Raw genomic sequence first — 18,747 nt, 5'->3', positions numbered from 1 at the left:
TATGCTTGATAAGAGGTTCTCCACAAAGAGAGAACCACCAACAACGAGGGCGCGCTAATGGCTACGATTGATTCCATGAACAGGGACACCACCCGGTTAAGCGATGGACCCGACTGGACTTTTGAACTGCTGGAAACCTATCTCGCCGAGGTCGATCGGGTGGCGAAGCTGTATCGTCTTGACACCTATCCGCATCAAATCGAGGTGATCACCTCCGAACAGATGATGGACGCCTACTCCAGCGTCGGGATGCCGATCAACTATCCCCACTGGTCGTTCGGCAAAAAATTTATCGAAACCGAGCAGGCGTATAAACACGGTCAGCAAGGTCTGGCCTATGAGATAGTCATTAACTCCAACCCTTGTATCGCTTATTTGATGGAGGAGAACACCATTACCATGCAGGCGCTGGTGATGGCGCACGCCTGTTATGGGCACAACTCCTTCTTTAAAAACAACTATCTGTTCCGCAGCTGGACCGATGCCAGCTCAATCATCGACTACCTTATATTCGCGCGTAAATACATTACCGAATGTGAAGAGCGCTACGGCGTCGATGAAGTCGAAAAATTGCTCGACTCCTGCCATGCGCTAATGAACTACGGTGTCGACCGCTACAAACGCCCGCAGAAAATATCGCTGCAGGAGGAGAAGGCGCGACAGAAAAGCCGCGAAGAGTATCTGCAAAGCCAGGTGAACATGCTGTGGCGTACTCTGCCAAAACGGGAAGAGGAAAAAGCCATCGAGGCGAGCCGCCGTTATCCTTCCGAACCGCAAGAGAACCTGCTGTACTTCATGGAGAAGAACGCGCCGCTGCTTGAGTCCTGGCAGCGCGAGATCCTGCGTATCGTGCGTAAGGTCAGCCAGTATTTTTATCCGCAGAAACAGACTCAGGTGATGAACGAGGGTTGGGCGACATTCTGGCACTACACCATCCTCAATCATCTGTATGACGAAGGAAAAGTGACAGAGCGCTTTATGCTGGAGTTTCTGCACAGCCACACCAACGTAGTGTTCCAGCCGCCCTACAACAGCCCGTGGTACAGCGGGATCAACCCCTACGCGCTGGGTTTCGCCATGTTCCAGGATATTAAACGTATCTGCCAGTCGCCAACGGAAGAAGATCGCTACTGGTTCCCGGATATCGCCGGTTCCGATTGGCTGGAGACGCTGCATTTCGCAATGCGCGATTTTAAAGATGAGAGCTTTATCAGCCAGTTCTTGTCGCCGAAGGTGATGCGCGATTTCCGCTTGTTCACCGTACTCGACGACGACCACAATAATTACCTGGAGATTTCCGCCATTCATAATGAGGAAGGCTATCGGGAAATTCGTTCTAAGCTGTCGGCGCAGTATAACCTCAGCAACCTCGAACCGAATATTCAGGTCTGGAACGTTGACCTGCGCGGCGACCGTTCGCTGACGCTGCGCTATGTGCCGCACAACCGCGTGCCGCTGGATAAGAGCCGCCGCGAGGTACTCAAACACGTTCACCGCCTGTGGGGCTTTGACGTGATCCTTGAGCAGCAGAATGCCGACGGCAGCGTTGAGCTGTTGGATCGCACGCCGCCGCGGCAGAACGCGCTGTAAGGCTGAAAAAAATGCCCGGATTATCCGGGCATTTTTATAGAGTGAGCCGTACTTAGCGCATATTAATGGCTAAATCGCCGGGCAGCGTTTTTTGCATCCGATGCCAGATCTCGCCGCTGTTGTGGCCATAGGCGCGGACGATTTCGTACACTTTATCGTGCTGACTCTCTTCGCACACTTTCGCCAACTGGTGATAGAAACCCAGCGCCAGGCTACGCGCTTCCGGATTAGCAAAATAGTGACGGCCGATGCGGGTATACAGCCCCTTCATGCCGTTGAGGATCAGACCGTAGATGGGGTTGCCGGAGGCAAACGCCAGACCGCGGAAGATGTTGTAATCCAGTTCGGCGAAAGCGTCGGCATGATCTTCAACTTCACGGGCGGTAGACAGTACCTCCAGCGCTTTGTCCGGGTGCTGGCGGAAGGCGGTACGAATAAAAATCGTCGAGATATTGGTGCGCACCGACAGCAAGTTATCAATCAGTTGCGGTACGCTATCATGGTCGAGGCGCGCCAGCGTCTCAAGAATATTCAGTCCGGAGGTTTCCCAGAAGTTGTTCACCTTCGTCGGTTTACCGTGCTGGATAGTCAGCCAGCCATCACGGGCCAGACGTTGCAACACTTCGCGCAGAGTTGTTCGGGTCACACCAATCAGTTCAGAAAGTTCACGTTCAGCAGGGAGAATAGATCCAGGCGGGAAACGGTTATTCCAGATACTTTCAATGATGTACTCTTCCGCGAAACCCGCAGGGCTTTGCGCCTTAATGACCATAGTAAGATTTCCATTACACAGCGTTGCAAATTGCACTCATCATACCAGAGCAGTCATACGCCAGATAGCATCTGAAAGTAATTAAAAGGGGATCGCCGTTTCATTTTCAGCTTTTGCTTAACGCCTTCCATTACCTGTCATGCGCCGCGAAGAAAGTTGCTTCCCTTTTTACTCAACTGGTAATCTTGCAATAGTTACGCATAAAATCATGTTGTTTGACGGAAGGACCTCTGTCGTGGAAATGTCTTATGGCCGCGCCCTGTGGCGCAATTTTCTTGGCCAGTCGCCAGACTGGTACAAGCTTCTCCTGATTATCTTCCTGGTGGTTAACCCGCTGGCGTTTTATCTGCAACCATTTGTTGCCGGTTGGCTGTTAGTGGTGGAGTTTATCTTCACCCTGGCGATGGCGCTCAAATGCTACCCGCTACTGCCTGGCGGCCTGCTGGCGATAGAAGCGGTGCTGATCGGTATGACCAGCCCCGAACATATCCGCGAAGAGATAGCCAATAATCTCGAAGTCCTGCTGTTGCTGATGTTTATGGTGGCCGGGATCTATTTCATGAAGCAGCTATTGCTGTTTATTTTTACCCGTCTGTTGCTGGGGATCCGCAGCAAGATGCTGCTGTCGCTGGCCTTCTGCCTTGCGGCCGCCTTTCTCTCCGCCTTCCTCGACGCGCTCACCGTCGTGGCGGTGGTCATTAGCGTGGCAGTAGGCTTTTACGGCATTTATCATCGCGTCGCCTCCGCGCGGCCTGATGATAACGACATGCTTGATGACAGCCACATCGATCAGCATTACCGCGACGTGCTCGAACAGTTCCGCAGCTTTTTACGCAGCCTGATGATGCACGCCGGCGTCGGTACCGCCCTCGGCGGCGTGATGACCATGGTCGGCGAACCGCAGAACCTGATTATCGCCAAAGCCGCCGGCTGGCACTTCGGTGAGTTCTTTATCCGGATGTCGCCAGTAACCCTGCCGGTTATCCTGTGCGGCCTGATAACCTGCCTGCTGCTGGAAAAATTTCGTCTGTTCGGCTACGGCGAGCCGCTGCCAATACCGGTGCGCAAGGTATTGCAGGATTTCGACGACCGTAGCCGCCAGAGCCGCAGCCGCCAGGATCGGATGCGCCTTATCGCCCAGGGTATCATCGGCGTGTGGCTGATTGCCGCCCTCGCCCTGCATCTGGCGGAAGTTGGCCTGATTGGCCTCTCCGTTATCGTGCTGGCAACCACCTTTTCCGGCGTGACCGACGAGCACGCCATCGGTAAAGCCTTTACCGAAGCGCTGCCGTTTACCGCCCTGCTGACGGTGTTTTTCGCCATCGTAGCGGTGATTATCGATCAGCATCTGTTTGCCCCAGTGATTGAGTTCGTCCTGCAAGCTTCGCCACACGCTCAGCTATCGCTGTTCTATCTGTTTAACGGCCTGCTGTCGTCCATCTCCGATAACGTCTTTGTCGGTACGGTCTATATCAACGAAGCAAAAGCGGCGCTGGAGCATGGCGTTATCAGCCTGCAGCAGTTTGAAATGCTGGCGGTCGCCATTAATACCGGTACTAACCTGCCTTCCGTCGCCACCCCCAATGGCCAGGCGGCGTTTCTGTTCCTGTTGACCTCGGCGCTGGCGCCGCTGATCCGCCTCTCTTATGGCAGAATGGTGTGGATGGCGCTGCCTTATACCATCGTGTTAACGCTGGTCGGCCTGCTGTGCGTCGAAACCCTGTTGATGCCGGCCACCCAGTGGATGCTCAGCCACGGCTGGTTGACCACCCCAATACTGCCGTAATTGCGCAGCCCGTTACCCGGGTTCACCCCGGGTAACGAATATTCATTTACGTAATATTTTCCGACTAGCGGATGGCGTCGCGGTAGTTTTCGTTTACACTGCCATGATTTAGCATGTTCCAGGGAAATGATTATGTTGCAATACTTAAACCAGTGCTCACGGGGACGCGGCGCCTGGCTCTTGATGGCGTTAACCGCTTTTATACTTGAATTAGTGGCGCTGTGGTTCCAGCACGTGATGCTGCTGCAGCCCTGCGTGTTGTGTATTTATGAACGCTGCGCTCTGTTTGGCATTATGGGCGCCGGTCTGGTGGGCGCTATCGCGCCGAAAACTCCGTTGCGCTACGTCGCGCTGCTGATCTGGCTATACAGCGCTCTGCGCGGTCTACAGTTAGCCTGGGAGCACACCATGATTCAGCTGCACCCTTCTCCGTTCCAGACCTGCGATTTCGCCGCGCGTTTCCCGACGTGGCTGCCGCTGGATAAATGGCTGCCGCAGGTATTCGTCGCCACCGGCGACTGCTCCGTGCGCCAGTGGGAATTCCTGACGCTGGAGATGCCGCAGTGGCTGGTAGGCATCTTTGCCGCTTATCTGGTCATCGGTCTGCTGGTACTGATCGCTCAGCCATTTAAGGCTAAAAAACGCGATCTGTTCGGCCGTTAAGTTATCCTGCCAGATAGTACACGCTCCTTCGGGGGCGTTTTTTATGCCTGTAAGTTGACGACGCCCCCTTAAAGATGCATATTAAATACATCTTATATACATCCACTGAGGAGCTCACCATGTCTCACCTGCGTATCCCGGCTAACTGGAAAGTTAAACGCTCCACTCCGTTCTTCACTAAGGAAAATGTTCCGGCGGCGCTGCTCACCCATCACAATACTGCCGCTAACGTTTTCGGTCAGCTGTGCGTCATGGAAGGAACGGTAACTTACTACGGTTTTCATGACGAGCAGGCTACCGAGCCGGAGGTGAAGGTCGTCATTAACGCCGGGCAGTTCGCCACCAGCCCACCGCAGTATTGGCACCGTATCGAGCTCAGCGATGATGCCCAGTTCAATATTAACTTCTGGGTTGAGGATGAAAGCCACGGCGAAGACGGCCTGTTCCACGCAAAGAAAAGCTAATCCCCTGATGCGCAAGCGGTTGATCATCGACGTCCGGATGTTTAAAGTCGTTATCCGAAAGGCTCGTCTTGTTTGAGTCTGAAATGGGATAAGTCACCATGAGCATAGTCTGGTATATGACGCTAATCTGCATTGTCGTCGCGTATTTAATGATGAGTTTCCTGCCCATCTGATCGCCGCAAGTAGTCACCGCGCCGGGGTGACCTGGCAGCTCGTCAACGCCCTCTCAGCCCGGCCACCGCGCCGGGTCTATTTTTTTCTACATCTGCTTTACAAATATTCCTAAAGTTCCCCGCCCCCGCGCCGATGATGAAATGCCAAACACACCTGGTGATGATGACTTAAATGTGGGGTTTCCGATGAGTAGAAACGGCTGGCGTTCGCTTAGTGTTGTTATTTTTCCATGCGCTTTATTGTGGGCGGGGATTATCTGGCTGGCATTGAGAATGATGGGATATTAATGCGAACAAAGAACCGGGCCGCGCAGGCAGGGAATGCCCGGTTCTAATATTTTGATGAGTTTACTGCGCCCAGTCTGGTTTGTTTAAAATATGGTCCTGCCAGTCGACGACGGTAGACTCTTTTACCGCTATATGGCGCACGGAAATACGTTCGCCGTGCATCGCCACTTTTGAGCCGGTCAGCAGCGGGTGCCAGTGCGGCAGCGCTTTACCTTCCGCCAGCAGGCGATAGGCGCAGGTGTGCGGCAGCCATTCGAAGGTCGGCAGATTATCACGCGTGAGTTTGATGCAGTCCGGTTCGTACTCGAAGCGACGCTCGTAGTTACGGCACTGGCAGGTTTTAAGGTTGAGCTGACGGCAGGCGACGTTGGTAAAGTAAATCTCGTCGGTATCTTCATCCATTAGCTTATGCAGGCAGCACTGTCCGCAGCCGTCGCACAGTGATTCCCACTCCGCGTCGGTCATTTCATCCAGTGTTTTTTGTTGCCAGAAAGGTTGTTCGCTCATTGGGATGTCCGTCATTACAATTCAGGGTGCACCTTATAACCAGTCTGGCACGCCGATGCAAGTTTTGCCGCCCCAAAAGGCGGCAAGCGGACGTTACAGCACGCGGGCGGATAACGTCAAACCATTGAAGCCGACTTCCAGCTCATCGCCGCTGGCGAGCGGCCCGACCCCCTCCGGGGTCCCGGTCAGAATGATATCGCCCGCTTTCAGCGTAAAGAAGCGCGACATATAGGCAATGAGCGGTACGATCTTATGAATCATATCCGCAGTCGTCCCCTGCTGGCGAACTTCACCATTAATCTTCAGGCTTAGCGGCATATTTTGCGGATCGCCGTTGAACTCGGCGGCAGGAATAAAACCGGAGATTGGACAGGCGTTATCGAACCCCTTAGCTTTCTCCCACGGTTGCCCGGCCTTTTTCATCTTGCCCTGAATATCACGCAGGGTGAGATCCAGCGCCACGCCATAACCGGCAATCGCCTTACGCACGTGGTCTTCGCTGGCCTGGCGCAAGGTGCTGCCAATTAGCACCGCCAGTTCAACCTCATGATGCACCGAGCCCAATCCTTCAGGCAGTACCAACGGCTGGCGGATATCGCATAGCGCCGTTTCAGGTTTAATAAACAGCACCGGTTCTTCCGGCATCGCGCTGCCCATCTCCTTAATATGTTTTGCGTAATTACTGCCAACGCAAACCACTTTGCTCACTGGATAATCCAGTAACTCACCCTGCCAGTTATGATGTTGGTACATTATTTTCCCTCAATGGGTTAATCGGATTTATTCCCCTGTTCCGCGAGGTGTTTCTTAAGTAGATTCTCAGGAGGGGGAGGAAGTTGAAGGTAATAGCCCTGATCGACGAGCGCTTGTTTTACTTTTTCGAGGTCAGCGTTAGCCAGCGTCTTGCGCCCGTCGAGCGGCAGCAGCATGGTCATCTGCGGGGTGCCGAAGCTTGCCATCAGTTCCGGCGGGACGCGCGAGAAATCGTCCTTTTTTTCGACATATAAATAGGTTTGTTCACGTTTAGTACTTCGATAGATCACACAAAACATAGTTTTACTCGGAATTAGACCCGTGGTCACTTGCCTCAATATATGAGTGACTATAACATGCCTTTTAGTCTTCGGAATATCACCGCACTTCGGCGGATGATAAACAGCAAATTGAGTAAGGCCAGGATGTCAAATACGCCAATCGAACTTAAGGGCAGTAGCTTCACCTTATCTGTCGTTCATTTGCACGATGCAAATCCCGAGGTTATTCGTCAGGCGTTAGAAGACAAAATCGCCCAGGCTCCCGCTTTTTTACGTCATGCACCGGTCGTGGTCAACATCAGCAGTATTGAAGAGAGCGTCGACTGGCGCCCGATGCATGAAGCTATCGTCGCCACCGGTTTACGCATCATGGGGGTGAGCGGTTGTAAAATTTCCCGCCTGAAAACGGAAATCGACCGCGCCGGGATCCCGCTACTGACGGAAGGAAAAGAGAAAATCGTTCGTCAGGCGCCGCCGCCGGAACCCGTTGAACCGCCACCAGTTGCTACGCCGATCACAAAAACGCGTTTGATTGATCTGCCGGTACGTTCCGGTCAGCGCATTTATGCGCCACACTGTGATCTAATTGTTACAAACCATGTGAGTGCCGGAGCGGAACTTATCGCTGATGGTAACATCCATGTGTATGGCATGATGCGGGGACGTGCGCTGGCTGGCGCAAGCGGCGACAGAGATGCCCAAATATTTTGTACTAACCTCTCGGCGGAACTGGTGTCCATCGCAGGGGAATATTGGCTGAGCGATAACATCCCAGCTGAATTTTATGGCAAAGCGGCGCGCCTGCGTTTAGGCGACGGTGCTTTGACAATTCAACCGTTCAATTAATCCCTTTTTAACAAGGAATTTCTATGGCACGCATTATTGTTGTGACTTCGGGTAAAGGGGGCGTTGGTAAGACCACCTCCAGCGCGGCCATCGCTACTGGTTTGGCCCAGAAGGGAAAGAAAACTGTCGTTATCGACTTCGATATCGGCCTGCGTAACCTCGACCTGATTATGGGATGCGAGCGTCGGGTGGTTTATGACTTCGTCAACGTTATCCAGGGCGATGCCACTCTCAATCAGGCGCTAATCAAAGATAAGCGTACTGAAAATCTCTATATCCTTCCGGCTTCTCAGACCCGTGATAAAGACGCGCTGACCCGCGAAGGCGTAGATAAGGTTCTTGAAGAACTGAAAAAGATGGACTTCGATTTTATTGTCTGCGACTCCCCGGCAGGCATCGAAACCGGCGCGCTGATGGCGCTGTACTTCGCTGACGAAGCCATCATCACCACTAACCCGGAAGTCTCCTCCGTGCGCGACTCCGACCGTATCCTTGGCATTCTGGCCTCCAAATCCCGCCGCGCGGAAAATGGCGACGAGCCGATCAAAGAGCACCTGCTGCTGACGCGCTACAACCCAGGTCGCGTGAACAAAGGCGACATGCTGAGCATGGAAGACGTGCTGGAAATTCTGCGCATCAATCTGGTGGGCGTGATTCCGGAAGATCAGTCCGTGCTGCGCGCATCGAACCAGGGCGAGCCGGTCATTCTGGATACCGTTTCAGATGCGGGTAAAGCCTATGCGGATACTGTGGATCGTCTGCTCGGAGAAGAACGTCCTTTCCGCTTCATCGAAGAAGAGAAGAAAGGTTTCCTCAAACGCCTGTTCGGAGGATAAATTATGGCATTACTCGACTTTTTTCTCTCGCGAAAAAAGAACACGGCTAACATTGCGAAAGAACGCCTGCAAATCATCGTCGCGGAGCGCCGCCGCGGCGACGCGGAACCGCATTACCTGCCGCAGCTGCGCAAAGATATCCTGGAGGTCATCTGTAAATACGTGCAGATAGACCCTGAGATGGTCAGCGTTCAGCTGGAACAGCGTGATGGTGATATTTCGATTCTCGAGCTGAACGTGACCCTGCCAGAAGCTGAAGAGTCGAAACCCTGACCTTGTTGTCGCATTAACGGCATCTCGCCGTAGCATTAAAAAAAACCGGCCACGCAACGCGCGGCCGGTTTTTTATGGCCTGAATGACACCAGGCGCTAGCGAGGATAGTCGTTGAGCAGCGCGTTCAGACGCTCGGCCATCAATTCACCGCGCCAGCCGGAAACCAGCTCCGGCTCGCCGTTTTTGGTTTTCAGCTGCCAGTGCCAGTTCAGCAGTTGGTTGATCTGGCGGCGAGACGCCAGTAGTTCGGCGCTCACGCCCTTCTCGGCGCTCACTTCCTGTACCAGCGCTTTAATATCTTTAAAGGCTTTGCGGTATCCCGGCATATCGATCAGGTTTTGCAATGGCTCAGGCAGCGCAGATTCCGGCAAGGCCTGCGCTTTCTCAACCAGGCTAATCAACGTTTTGCCGTGGAAGCGAATTTCGCTACCGGATAAACCCAGACTATCAAGCTCACCGAGGCTGGTCGGCATATAGCGCGCCACGCTCCACAGATGCTCTTCGCGTACCACAAAGTTCACCGCCAGGTTACGCTCGCGCGCTTTGCGCAGACGCCACTCCGCCAGCAACTGCAGGCAGCCCAGCTGACGTGTACGCAGTTGCCAGGCATTGCCGATTTCCCGCCACGCCTCCGCCGGGTCAAGGACTTCCTGACGGCGCTGCTGCATCAGGTGGCACTCGTTCAACGCTGCCGGCAGCCAGCCCGCATGGTCGGTTTCCGCCATTAATTTGCTGGCGATCGGCAACAGATACCAGACATCGGCGGCCGCGTATTCGCACTGACGCTCGGTCAACGGTCGGGCCAGCCAATCGGTACGTGATTCGCTTTTGTCCAGCGCGACGCCGGAATACTCTTCAACCATTGAAGCAAAGCCCCACGACATCGGGCGCCCGCAGAAAGCGGCCAGAATCTGGGTGTCGATCAGCGGCTGCGGCATCAGGTTGAACGCGTTGAGGAAGACTTCTAAATCTTCGCTGCCCGCATGCAGATATTTGGTGACATTTTGGTTAAGCAGCAGCTCGCGCATCGGCGCCCAGTCGTTGATGGTCAACGGATCGATCAGAGAAACCTGTTTGCCGTCGAACAGCTGCAGCAAACCAAGCTGCGGATAGTAGGTGCGGGTGCGAACAAACTCGGTATCCAGCGCAACCGCGGGCGCCGAACTTGCCGCTTCACAGATAGCGCGCAGGCCATCGTCGGTGGTGATCATCTGATAGTTCAAATCATACTCTCTTAACTTGCGCCCATAAAAAACGCCGGCTTAGCCGGCGCGAGATTAATCACAAACCTCATGCAATCGTTGGGCTTGCAGATTGCACCAGACAAATAACAAGGAAAATCAATTTATTGATTTTCGGCCGATAACCACAAAGAAGGAAAAACCACGCTTTTTCCTTCTTTGTCAGTAATCTGGACGCCGGCTTAGCCGGCGCAGGGCGACTCACTCGTTGCTTAGCCTTTATTGTCTACTTTAGCACGGGCTTCGTCACGCAGTTCTCGTCGTAAAATTTTGCCGACGTTGGATTTCGGCAGTTCATCACGAAACTCCACCAGCTTCGGCACTTTGTAGCCGGTCAAATGGCGACGACAGAAAGTAATCAGCGCTTCTTCGGTTAACCCGGCATCTTTCTTCACCACAAAGATCTTCACCGCTTCACCGCTGCTGCCGGAGGGTACGCCGACGGCTGCCACTTCCTGTACGCCGGAGTGCTGCATCACAACATCTTCGATTTCATTCGGATAGACGTTAAAACCGGAAACCAGAATCATATCTTTTTTACGATCGACGATCCGCAGGAAGCCTTCATCATCCATCACCGCGATATCGCCGGTATGCAGCCAGCCATCTTTAATGATTTCATCGGTGGCATCCGGACGCTGCCAGTAGCCCAGCATCACCTGCGGCCCTTTGATGCAAAGCTCGCCCGGCTCACCCGGCGCGACTTCATTATCGTCATCATCGACCAGCTTGGCTTCGGTCGATGGCACCGGCAGGCCGATGCTGCCGCTGTGGTAGTCGATATCATGCGGGTTGACGCTCACCAGCGGCGAGCACTCCGTCAGGCCGTAGCCCTCCAGCAGATACTGACCCGTCAGTTTCACCCAGCGCTCCGCTACCACCTGCTGCACCGGCATGCCGCCGCCGGCGGAAAGATGCAGCGAAGAGAAATCAAGCTGCTGGAATTCTTTATTGTTCAATAGCGCGTTAAACAAGGTATTCACCCCGGTCATCGCGGTGAAGGGATATTTTGCCAGCTCTTTTACCAGACCCGGAATATCGCGCGGATTGGTAATCAGCAGGTTCTGCCCGCCAAGTTCGATAAACAGCAGGCAGTTCATGGTCAAAGCGAAGATGTGATAGAGCGGCAGCGCGGTCACCACCAGCTCTTTACCGCGGTGCAGTAGCGGACCGTAGGTCGCATTCACCTGTTCGAGGTTAGCCAGCATATTGCGGTGGGTCAGCATCGCCCCTTTCGCCACGCCGGTGGTACCGCCGGTGTACTGCAGGAAAGCCAGATCGTCCGCGACGATTTCCGGCTTCACGTACTGCATACGGTAGCCATGCTGCAGGGCGCTACGAAATGAAATGGCGTCCGGTAGATGATATTTCGGCACCAGCCGCTTAATGTATTTCACCACAAAGTTGACTAACGTCCCTTTGGCGGTGGAGAGCTGGTCGCCCATCCGCGTCAGGATGACGTGTTTTACCTGGGTTTTATCAACGACTTTCTCCAGGGTATGTGCGAAGTTGGAAACGATCACAATCGCCGCCGCGCCGCTGTCATTGAGCTGGTGCTCCAGTTCGCGCGGGGTATACAGCGGGTTAACGTTGACGGCAATCATTCCGGCACGCAGGATCCCAAACAGCGCCACCGGGTATTGCAGCAGGTTAGGCATCATCAGCGCGACGCGATCGCCCTTCTGTAGCCCTAAACCTTGCTGGAGATAAGCGGCGAAAGCGCGGCTGCGCTCTTCCAGCTTGCGGTAGGTCATCACCTCGCCCATGTTGATAAATGCCGGCTGATCGGCATAACGGGTGGTGGCGTGTTCAAACAATTCAACCAGGGATTGATAGCGGTCAGGATTTATCTCCGCCGGAACATCGGCGGGATAACGGTTTAGCCAAACCTTTTTCACTGCTTCACCTCTGAAATAGTTATTCGTCGTCATCACAGCCCCTGATCAACAAACATTTTGTTAACATTATATTAACTCAGCGTACCAGTTTATTAATTAGGCGTTTTTCAGGTTGCGAAGCGCGTCACTATTTATTTTTCTTATGAGACTAAAAAACACGAAACAGCGGGCTAGCCGCTGTTTCTATTCCATTATAAAAACAACAAAATCATTCCGTTACGACATTTCTGACCTCGGCAGGGCCCGGGTTATACCAACCCCAACCGCCGTATCCGTAGCCCCAGGGGCGAGGGCCGAGCATCCACGGATCGATGGGCTGCGGCGGCATCACCACCTGCTGCACTACGTTCCAGCGCTTATAGCCGGTGGCGTTCATCAACATGAATTTATACGGCGTTGCGCCAACTTTACCGTCGACAACGCCGCTAATCGGCCCAACCACGGTGACCAACTGGCCACGGAAATCGACCGGGTCGAGGAAACCGCTCACGTCGGCGAGGATACGGCCGCGCGAAGGTTCGCCCAGTTCCGGTCGTGCGCCGCTATCCAGCGGTACGGTGGCAATCTCTAAGCGGGTTTTCCCCTGCTGGTTCTGCACGTTGACAACCTTACCGCCAAAACGTGCTTCCTGGCCGATATACAGCTGCGGCGCGTTCATCACCCGCACTAAATCCTGCTGCGGCGTAGGGCTGGTGCCTTTAATAGCATCCGGCACCGATACGCAGCCGCTTAGCGCAACGGCAACCGCCGCGGCTAACAGCCAACGAACGCCCTGTTTTTGACCCGCCATAATGCGACTCCTTCTCTCAGTCTTCTCTCTACTGAGATTCACTCGCGGCCAGGAAGTTTCTTCCACGCCACTTCGTTTCGCAAATAAACGGGTTCCGCATGCTCAACGGCCACGGTTTTTCCCGCCGCCAGCAGCTGAATGGCCAGCGGCAGCATATCTTCTGCCGCCGGCAGTTCGACCTCGCCGCTGCTCAAGGTCAGCCCGCTCTCTTTCGCCAGATCCGGCCACGCCTGCCAGCCGGTGCCGACGGTAGCCCATTCGCCGGAAAGCCGCGCCAGGCGGTCGGCAACCGCAGCCGGTTTGAGGACCGCTTCTGTTTCTTCACCGTGCCAGACGCCATCTTCGTCGCGCTGATACTCGGCCCAGTAGACCTCGCCCATACGCGCGTCAATGGCCGCCAGCACACGAGTAGCGCCGGTTTTGCGCCACGCGCCCTGGGCCATCGTCGCCAGCGTAGAGACGCCGATCATTGGCAACTCAGCGCCCAGCGCCAGTCCTTGCGCAATACCGATACCAATACGTACGCCGGTAAAGCTGCCCGGACCGCGGCCAAAGGCCAGCGCGTCAAGTTCATTCAGCGTAGTGCCGCTTTCAATGAGGACCTCCTGCACCAGCGGCAGGATACGTTGGGTGTGTTCGCGAGGACAAATTTCAAAATGGGCGCTCTGGGCGCCATCATTCCACAGCGCCGCGGAGCACGCCTCCGTGGCGGTATCGATAGCCAAAATTCGCATGGGTGGTCACGCTCTCGTTACATATTCCAGGCTTTAGGGCGGTAAATTCATCGACTGACGGACTCACCGCCGCCGCACCGCCCGAAATCCATTGGGGATAGCTGATTTACAAAATGGCGCGCAGCTTACCACATTTTGCGACGGATTACCTTGCCGGCGGTACAGCGAGAAAGCGCACTGCCCGGCGGATATCGCGGGTACGCGGCGCGGGTGGCAGGCTGGCCAGGAACACGGCGCCGTAGGGACGCATCACCAGCCGGTTGTCACAGATAACCAGAACGCCGCGATCGTCAATATCGCGGATCAGGCGCCCGACGCCCTGTTTGAGGGTGATGACAGCATCCGGCAACTGAACTTCATCGAACGGGTCGCCACCGCGCAGTCGACAGTCTTCCATTCGCGCTTTGAGCAGCGGATCGTCCGGTGAGGTAAAGGGCAGCTTATCGATAATCACCAGCGACAGCGCGTCGCCGCGCACGTCGACCCCTTCCCAGAAGCTACTGGTCGCCACTAATAGCGCATTGCCGGCACTAACAAACTGCTGCAGCAGTTGACCTTTACTGGTCTCCCCTTGCAGCAGTACCGGCAGCGTCATGGTAGCGCGGAACTGCTCCGCCAGGTCGCGCATCATGGCGTGCGAGGTACATAGCATAAAGCAGCGGCCGTCGTTAGCTTCGATCAGCGGTTTCAGCATTGCCGCCAGATGGCGCGCCGCGCCGGGCTGGTTCGGCAGCGGTAAATTGCGCGGTACGCAGAGCAGCGCCTGATGTTGATAATCAAACGGGCTTGGCAGCAACAGCGTCTGCGCGTCATCGATGCCGAGGCGGGCGGTAAAGTGGTGGAGATCGTCATTCACCGACAGCGTCGCCGAGGTAAAGATCCAGCTTCCTGACTTTTGCGCCATCACCTCTTTAAACTTCTCCGCGACGGTCAACGGCGTCAGGGCGAGGGTAAAATGCCGTGACGTGCATTCATACCAGTAGCTATAGCCCGGCTGATTAATCTCTTTAAGCCGCTTCAGGCGGCCACGGTAGAGCGTCGCGCGCTCAAAGGCGGCGTCGAGCAGCGCCGAGCGGCCAAGGGAGAGTTTGGCGACGTCATAACACAGTTCAAGCGCGTCATCGAGCAGCAGCAGCGCGCGCTGAATGTGGCTATCCGCCAGCAGTTCGCGCAGATTGCCGCGATAGCCCGGATCGCCCAACTGCAGACGGAAATCCTGCGCGCTTTGCGCCAGACGATCGGCGCATTTTTGCAACTGTTGGGTATCTTTCAGTTCAGTACGGTAGGCAATGGTGATGTCTTTGGCCAAATCCAGTAGCTGGCGGCTGGAGAGCGACTGGCCAAAATACTGGCTGGCGATATCCGGCAGCTGATGGGCTTCATCGAAGATCATCACTTCCGCTTCGGGGATCAGTTCGGCAAAGCCGCTCTCTTTCACCACCATATCGGCAAGGAACAGGTGATGGTTGACCACCACCACATCAGCATCCATCGCCTTCTTACGCGCTTTCACCACAAAGCAATCTTTATATAACGGGCAGTCGCTGCCGAGACAGTTATCGTTAGTGCTGGTCACCAGCGGCCAGGCCTGAGAATCTTCGGCGACGCTGGCGCAGGTGCTGATATCGCCATCCTCCGTCTGATTAGACCAGGAGCGCAGAAGAATTACGTCACTTAACGTTTGTACCGGCAGATCGCCGCCCGCCAGCGCCTGCTGTTCAAGGCGTTCAAGGCACAGGTAGTTTGAGCGCCCCTTTAACAGCGCCAGTTTGCCGGTGAATTTAAGTGCTTTAGCGACGGTCGGCAGGTCGCGGCTGTAGAGCTGATCCTGCAGCGCTTTCGAACCCGTGGAGATGATCACCTTTTTCTTCGCGCGCAGCGCGGGCGCCAGATAGGCGTAGGTTTTACCGGTGCCGGTCCCTGCTTCCACCACCAGCGGCCGGGAGGCGTCAATGGCTTCACTCACCGCTATCGCCATCTGGCGCTGCGGTTCGCGCGGCTTAAATCCCGGTATCGCCATGGCCAGCTGGCCGTCTGCTGCAAAATCGTCGATCACGTTGCCCCCTGGTTATTTGGACAGTGATTATGTCAGGGAGGACGGCGTTTCGCCAGCCCGGGTAGTGACGCGGGCGGAACATTGTGGCAGTCTTGCCGCAGCCAAATGGATAGAACAAAGAGGAAAGATAAATGACAATTACGCGTATTGATGCCGAAGCCCGCTGGTCTGATGTGGTGATTCACAACCAGACCATCTACTACACCGGGGTGCCGGAAAATCTCGACGCCGACGCGTTTGAGCAGACTGCCAACACCCTGGCGCAAATTGACGCGGTGCTGGAAAAACAGGGCAGCAATAAGTCACGTATTCTTGATGCCACCATTTTCCTCGCCAATAAAGATGATTTTGCGGCGATGAATAAAGCCTGGGACGCCTGGGTAGTCGCCGGTCACGCGCCGGTGCGCTGCACCGTACAGGCGACCCTGATGAAGCCGCAGTATAAAGTTGAGATTAAAATCATCGCCGCGGCGTAATTACTCGTCTTCGTCGTCATCTTCGAAGCGCGCTACGATCCGGTCGCCGGTGTGCGTGGCGCGCAGTTCATCGGCCACCAGGGCGATTGCCTGGCCGCTGCTCATTCCCTGCGCCATCAATTCCTGAATACGTTCGACCGCTTTTTGCTGTTGCTCATGGCTCAGCGAAGGTAAACCTGCAAACATCACTCACTCCTGCTACATTGTGGGGCGTAATTATTTCACGCCGTCCGCCATTTCGCCAGTGGGCGGCACATTAGGATCGAGGTTAATGTTGTCCCCCGCTATTATCACCCTGCCCTGGCGCCCGGATGCCGCCGAATGCTATTTCGCGCCGTTAAGCGCCACGCCGTGGGCGATGCTGCTGCATTCCGGCTTCGCCGACCATCCGTATAGCCGTTTCGATATTATCGTTGCCGAACCGCGCGCGACGCTGGTTACCCGCGGCGAGCAAACCTGGGTCAACGACGGTGAAGGCGAATTTGTCTCGCAGGACGATCCGCTGCAGCTGCTGCAACAGCAGTTGGATCGCTGTCAGTTAACGCCGCAGGCCGATGATAACCTGCCGTTTCTCGGCGGCGCGCTGGGGCTATTCGGCTACGATCTTGGCCGCCGCTTTGAACGTCTTCCGACGCAAGCGCAGGCTGATATTGCCCTGCCGGAGATGGCGGTAGGCATTTATGACTGGGCGCTGATCGTCGATCATCAACGCCAGCAGGTGTCGCTGCTGAGCTATGACGATCCGCAACGGCGCCTGCAGTGGCTGGAATCGCAAACATGCCAGCCGGCTGAACCTTTCTCCCTGACCTCCTGCTGGCAGTCGAATATGAGCCGCCAGCAGTACGGCGAAAAATTCCGCCAGGTACAGGCGTACCTGCGCAGCGGCGACTGTTATCAGGTCAACCTGGCGCAGCGTTTTCAGGCCCGCTACCGCGGCGATGAATGGCAGGCATTTCGTAAGCTTAATGCCGCCAACCGCGCGCCGTTCAGCGCCTTTATTCGCCTGCCGGAAGGGGCGATTTTAAGCCTGTCTCCGGAGCGTTTTATTCAACTGCATCAGGGTGACATCCAGACGCGCCCCATTAAAGGCACGCTGCCGCGACTCGATTCCCCGCAGGAAGACGCACGCCAGGCGGCAACGCTTGCCCACTCGTCGAAAGACCGCGCCGAAAATTTAATGATTGTCGATCTGATGCGCAATGATATCGGCCGCGTCGCCGTGCCGGGCAGCGTTCGCGTACCGGAACTGTTTGTGGTCGAACCGTTCCCGGCGGTGCATCACCTGGTGAGCACCATCACCGCACGATTGCCTGCTACGCTTGATGCCAGCGATCTGCTGCGCGTGGCCTTCCCTGGCGGCTCCATTACCGGAGCGCCGAAAGTTCGCGCCATGGAGATTATCGATGAACTGGAACCGCAGCGACGCAACGCATGGTGCGGCAGCATTGGTTATCTCAGCCTGTGCGGCAATATGGATACCAGCATTACTATTCGTACGATCACCGCCTGGCAGGGCCAACTGTACTGCTCCGCGGGCGGCGGTATCGTGGCGGACAGCGAAGAAGCCGCGGAATATCAGGAAACTTTTGATAAAGTTAACCGTATCCTGCATCAACTGGAGAGCTAGAACATGGCGGCTAACGCCCTCGATCTGGACGACTTTCTATCCCGTTTTCAACTGCTGCGCCCGCAGCCCTCGCCGCAGTCGCTGAACCAGCGCCAGGCGGCGGTACTGGTGCCGATTGTCCGTCGGCCGCAGCCGGGACTGTTGCTGACCCAGCGTTCGCCGCTGCTGCGCAAGCACGCGGGCCAGGTCGCCTTCCCCGGCGGCGCAGTAGATAACACCGACGCTACATTGATTGCCGCCGCGCTGCGCGAGGCGCAGGAAGAAGTGGCGATCCCGCCGGAAGCCGTTGAAGTGATCGGCGTGCTGCCGCCTGTCGACAGCGTCACCGGCTTTCAGGTGACGCCGGTTGTTGGCATAATCCCCCCGGACCTGCACTATCATGCCAGTCAGGACGAGGTGTCTGCGGTGTTTGAAATGCCGCTGGAAGAGGCGTTGCACCTGGGTCGTTACCACCCGCTGGACATCCATCGGCGCGGTAATTCACATCGCGTCTGGCTATCGTGGTACCAACATTATTTTGTCTGGGGAATGACCGCCGGCATTATTCGCGAGCTGGCGCTGCAAATCGGCACTCGCCCTTAGCTATAATAAGTAATGAGAAGCCGCTCTCACTATTAGTAAAACCAAGGTTATCCATTAGTTTAATTCATGTGAATAGTTAAGCTGACAACCCGGTTCCCTCTTACACTATG

20 protein-coding genes are annotated in these 18,747 nt (G+C 55.5%); 10 read left to right on the top strand and 10 right to left on the bottom strand.

Translation table 11 applies throughout. The features are described 5' to 3' along the window. Positions 1–57: 57 nt before the first annotated feature. The gene (locus ABLV07_RS05425; protein ID WP_015705842.1) at positions 58–1,590 is read left to right on the top strand and encodes a SpoVR family protein; all 1,533 of its coding nucleotides are present in this window, start codon (positions 58–60) and stop codon (positions 1,588–1,590) included. Positions 1,591–1,642: 52 nt separating this feature from the next. Here the strand turns inward: ABLV07_RS05425 and fadR are convergent, their stop codons facing one another. Continuing rightward, on the bottom strand, positions 1,643–2,362 hold the full coding sequence (gene fadR, locus ABLV07_RS05420; protein WP_015366064.1) for a fatty acid metabolism transcriptional regulator FadR: 720 nt from the start codon (positions 2,360–2,362) through the stop codon (positions 1,643–1,645). Between the two features lie 235 nt (positions 2,363–2,597). Here fadR and nhaB point away from each other — a divergent pair, with 235 nt between their 5' ends. The 3 genes from nhaB to ABLV07_RS05405 all read left to right on the top strand — a co-directional run bounded on the left by nhaB (position 2,598) and on the right by ABLV07_RS05405 (position 5,275). Continuing rightward, positions 2,598–4,148, top strand: a complete 1,551-nt coding sequence (gene nhaB, locus ABLV07_RS05415; protein WP_045360616.1) for a sodium/proton antiporter NhaB — start codon at positions 2,598–2,600, stop codon at positions 4,146–4,148. Between the two features lie 132 nt (positions 4,149–4,280). Next, positions 4,281–4,811 (top strand): disulfide bond formation protein DsbB, encoded by a 531-nt coding sequence (gene dsbB, locus ABLV07_RS05410; RefSeq protein WP_015705844.1) that lies wholly within the window; start codon positions 4,281–4,283, stop codon positions 4,809–4,811. Between the two features lie 119 nt (positions 4,812–4,930). Further along, on the top strand, positions 4,931–5,275 hold the full coding sequence (locus tag ABLV07_RS05405; RefSeq protein ID WP_015366061.1) for a DUF1971 domain-containing protein: 345 nt from the start codon (positions 4,931–4,933) through the stop codon (positions 5,273–5,275). Between the two features lie 521 nt (positions 5,276–5,796). On the opposite strand, the gene ABLV07_RS05400 is transcribed toward ABLV07_RS05405, so the two are convergent. The 3 genes from ABLV07_RS05400 to ABLV07_RS05390 all read right to left on the bottom strand — a co-directional run bounded on the left by ABLV07_RS05400 (position 5,797) and on the right by ABLV07_RS05390 (position 7,295). Then, complete coding sequence (locus ABLV07_RS05400) at positions 5,797–6,243, bottom strand: YcgN family cysteine cluster protein (RefSeq protein WP_047058133.1); 447 nt, start codon at positions 6,241–6,243, stop codon at positions 5,797–5,799. Positions 6,244–6,336: 93 nt separating this feature from the next. Further along, positions 6,337–6,996, bottom strand: a complete 660-nt coding sequence (locus ABLV07_RS05395) for a fumarylacetoacetate hydrolase family protein (protein WP_047058132.1) — start codon at positions 6,994–6,996, stop codon at positions 6,337–6,339. A 17-nt stretch (positions 6,997–7,013) separates the two neighbouring features. Continuing rightward, on the bottom strand, positions 7,014–7,295 hold the full coding sequence (locus ABLV07_RS05390; RefSeq protein WP_026612271.1) for a YcgL domain-containing protein: 282 nt from the start codon (positions 7,293–7,295) through the stop codon (positions 7,014–7,016). A 126-nt stretch (positions 7,296–7,421) separates the two neighbouring features. Between ABLV07_RS05390 and minC the strand changes: the two genes are divergently transcribed. Genes minC through minE form a run of 3 tightly spaced genes read left to right on the top strand, consistent with a single transcriptional unit; the run spans position 7,422 to position 9,232 of the window. Then, positions 7,422–8,123, top strand: coding sequence for a septum site-determining protein MinC (gene minC / locus ABLV07_RS05385; protein WP_015366055.1), 702 nt, complete (start codon positions 7,422–7,424; stop codon positions 8,121–8,123). A gap of 23 nt (positions 8,124–8,146) precedes the next feature. Beyond that, complete coding sequence (minD, locus tag ABLV07_RS05380) at positions 8,147–8,959, top strand: septum site-determining protein MinD (protein ID WP_015366054.1); 813 nt, start codon at positions 8,147–8,149, stop codon at positions 8,957–8,959. Between the two features lie 3 nt (positions 8,960–8,962). Next, on the top strand, positions 8,963–9,232 hold the full coding sequence (gene minE / locus ABLV07_RS05375; RefSeq protein ID WP_015366053.1) for a cell division topological specificity factor MinE: 270 nt from the start codon (positions 8,963–8,965) through the stop codon (positions 9,230–9,232). A 96-nt stretch (positions 9,233–9,328) separates the two neighbouring features. Here minE and rnd read toward each other — a convergent pair whose 3' ends face one another. The 5 genes from rnd to ABLV07_RS05350 all read right to left on the bottom strand — a co-directional run bounded on the left by rnd (position 9,329) and on the right by ABLV07_RS05350 (position 15,952). Beyond that, positions 9,329–10,444: a ribonuclease D gene (rnd, locus tag ABLV07_RS05370; RefSeq protein WP_162184108.1), complete on the bottom strand. Its 1,116-nt coding sequence runs from the start codon at positions 10,442–10,444 to the stop codon at positions 9,329–9,331. 242 nt (positions 10,445–10,686) lie between these two features. Beyond that, positions 10,687–12,372, bottom strand: coding sequence for a long-chain-fatty-acid--CoA ligase FadD (gene fadD, locus ABLV07_RS05365; protein ID WP_348853588.1), 1,686 nt, complete (start codon positions 12,370–12,372; stop codon positions 10,687–10,689). 208 nt (positions 12,373–12,580) lie between these two features. Beyond that, positions 12,581–13,162 (bottom strand): Slp family lipoprotein, encoded by a 582-nt coding sequence (locus tag ABLV07_RS05360; RefSeq protein ID WP_015366050.1) that lies wholly within the window; start codon positions 13,160–13,162, stop codon positions 12,581–12,583. Positions 13,163–13,200: 38 nt separating this feature from the next. Next, positions 13,201–13,896: a tRNA (adenosine(37)-N6)-threonylcarbamoyltransferase complex dimerization subunit type 1 TsaB gene (tsaB, locus tag ABLV07_RS05355; protein ID WP_348853575.1), complete on the bottom strand. Its 696-nt coding sequence runs from the start codon at positions 13,894–13,896 to the stop codon at positions 13,201–13,203. Positions 13,897–14,041: 145 nt separating this feature from the next. Continuing rightward, entirely contained in the window at positions 14,042–15,952 is a 1,911-nt protein-coding gene (locus tag ABLV07_RS05350; RefSeq protein ID WP_045360610.1) for an ATP-dependent DNA helicase, read from the bottom strand. Positions 15,953–16,083: 131 nt separating this feature from the next. Here ABLV07_RS05350 and ABLV07_RS05345 point away from each other — a divergent pair, with 131 nt between their 5' ends. Beyond that, positions 16,084–16,428, top strand: coding sequence for a RidA family protein (locus tag ABLV07_RS05345; protein ID WP_015366047.1), 345 nt, complete (start codon positions 16,084–16,086; stop codon positions 16,426–16,428). On the opposite strand, the gene ABLV07_RS05340 is transcribed toward ABLV07_RS05345, so the two are convergent. Further along, positions 16,429–16,614 (bottom strand): YoaH family protein, encoded by a 186-nt coding sequence (locus ABLV07_RS05340; protein WP_015366046.1) that lies wholly within the window; start codon positions 16,612–16,614, stop codon positions 16,429–16,431. 85 nt (positions 16,615–16,699) lie between these two features. Here ABLV07_RS05340 and pabB point away from each other — a divergent pair, with 85 nt between their 5' ends. After that, a complete protein-coding gene (gene pabB, locus ABLV07_RS05335; RefSeq protein ID WP_348853573.1) occupies positions 16,700–18,055 on the top strand; it encodes an aminodeoxychorismate synthase component 1 in 1,356 nt (451 codons plus the stop codon). A 3-nt stretch (positions 18,056–18,058) separates the two neighbouring features. Continuing rightward, on the top strand, positions 18,059–18,637 hold the full coding sequence (locus ABLV07_RS05330) for a CoA pyrophosphatase (RefSeq protein ID WP_348853572.1): 579 nt from the start codon (positions 18,059–18,061) through the stop codon (positions 18,635–18,637). Positions 18,638–18,747: the final 110 nt, after the last annotated feature.

It is taken from the genome of Klebsiella sp. CN_Kp097 (assembly GCF_040064495.1).
Lineage (GTDB): Bacteria > Pseudomonadota > Gammaproteobacteria > Enterobacterales > Enterobacteriaceae > Klebsiella > Klebsiella aerogenes.
Note: the sequence above shows the minus strand (reverse complement) of the source record. Positions and strands in the feature narration are given on the sequence as shown.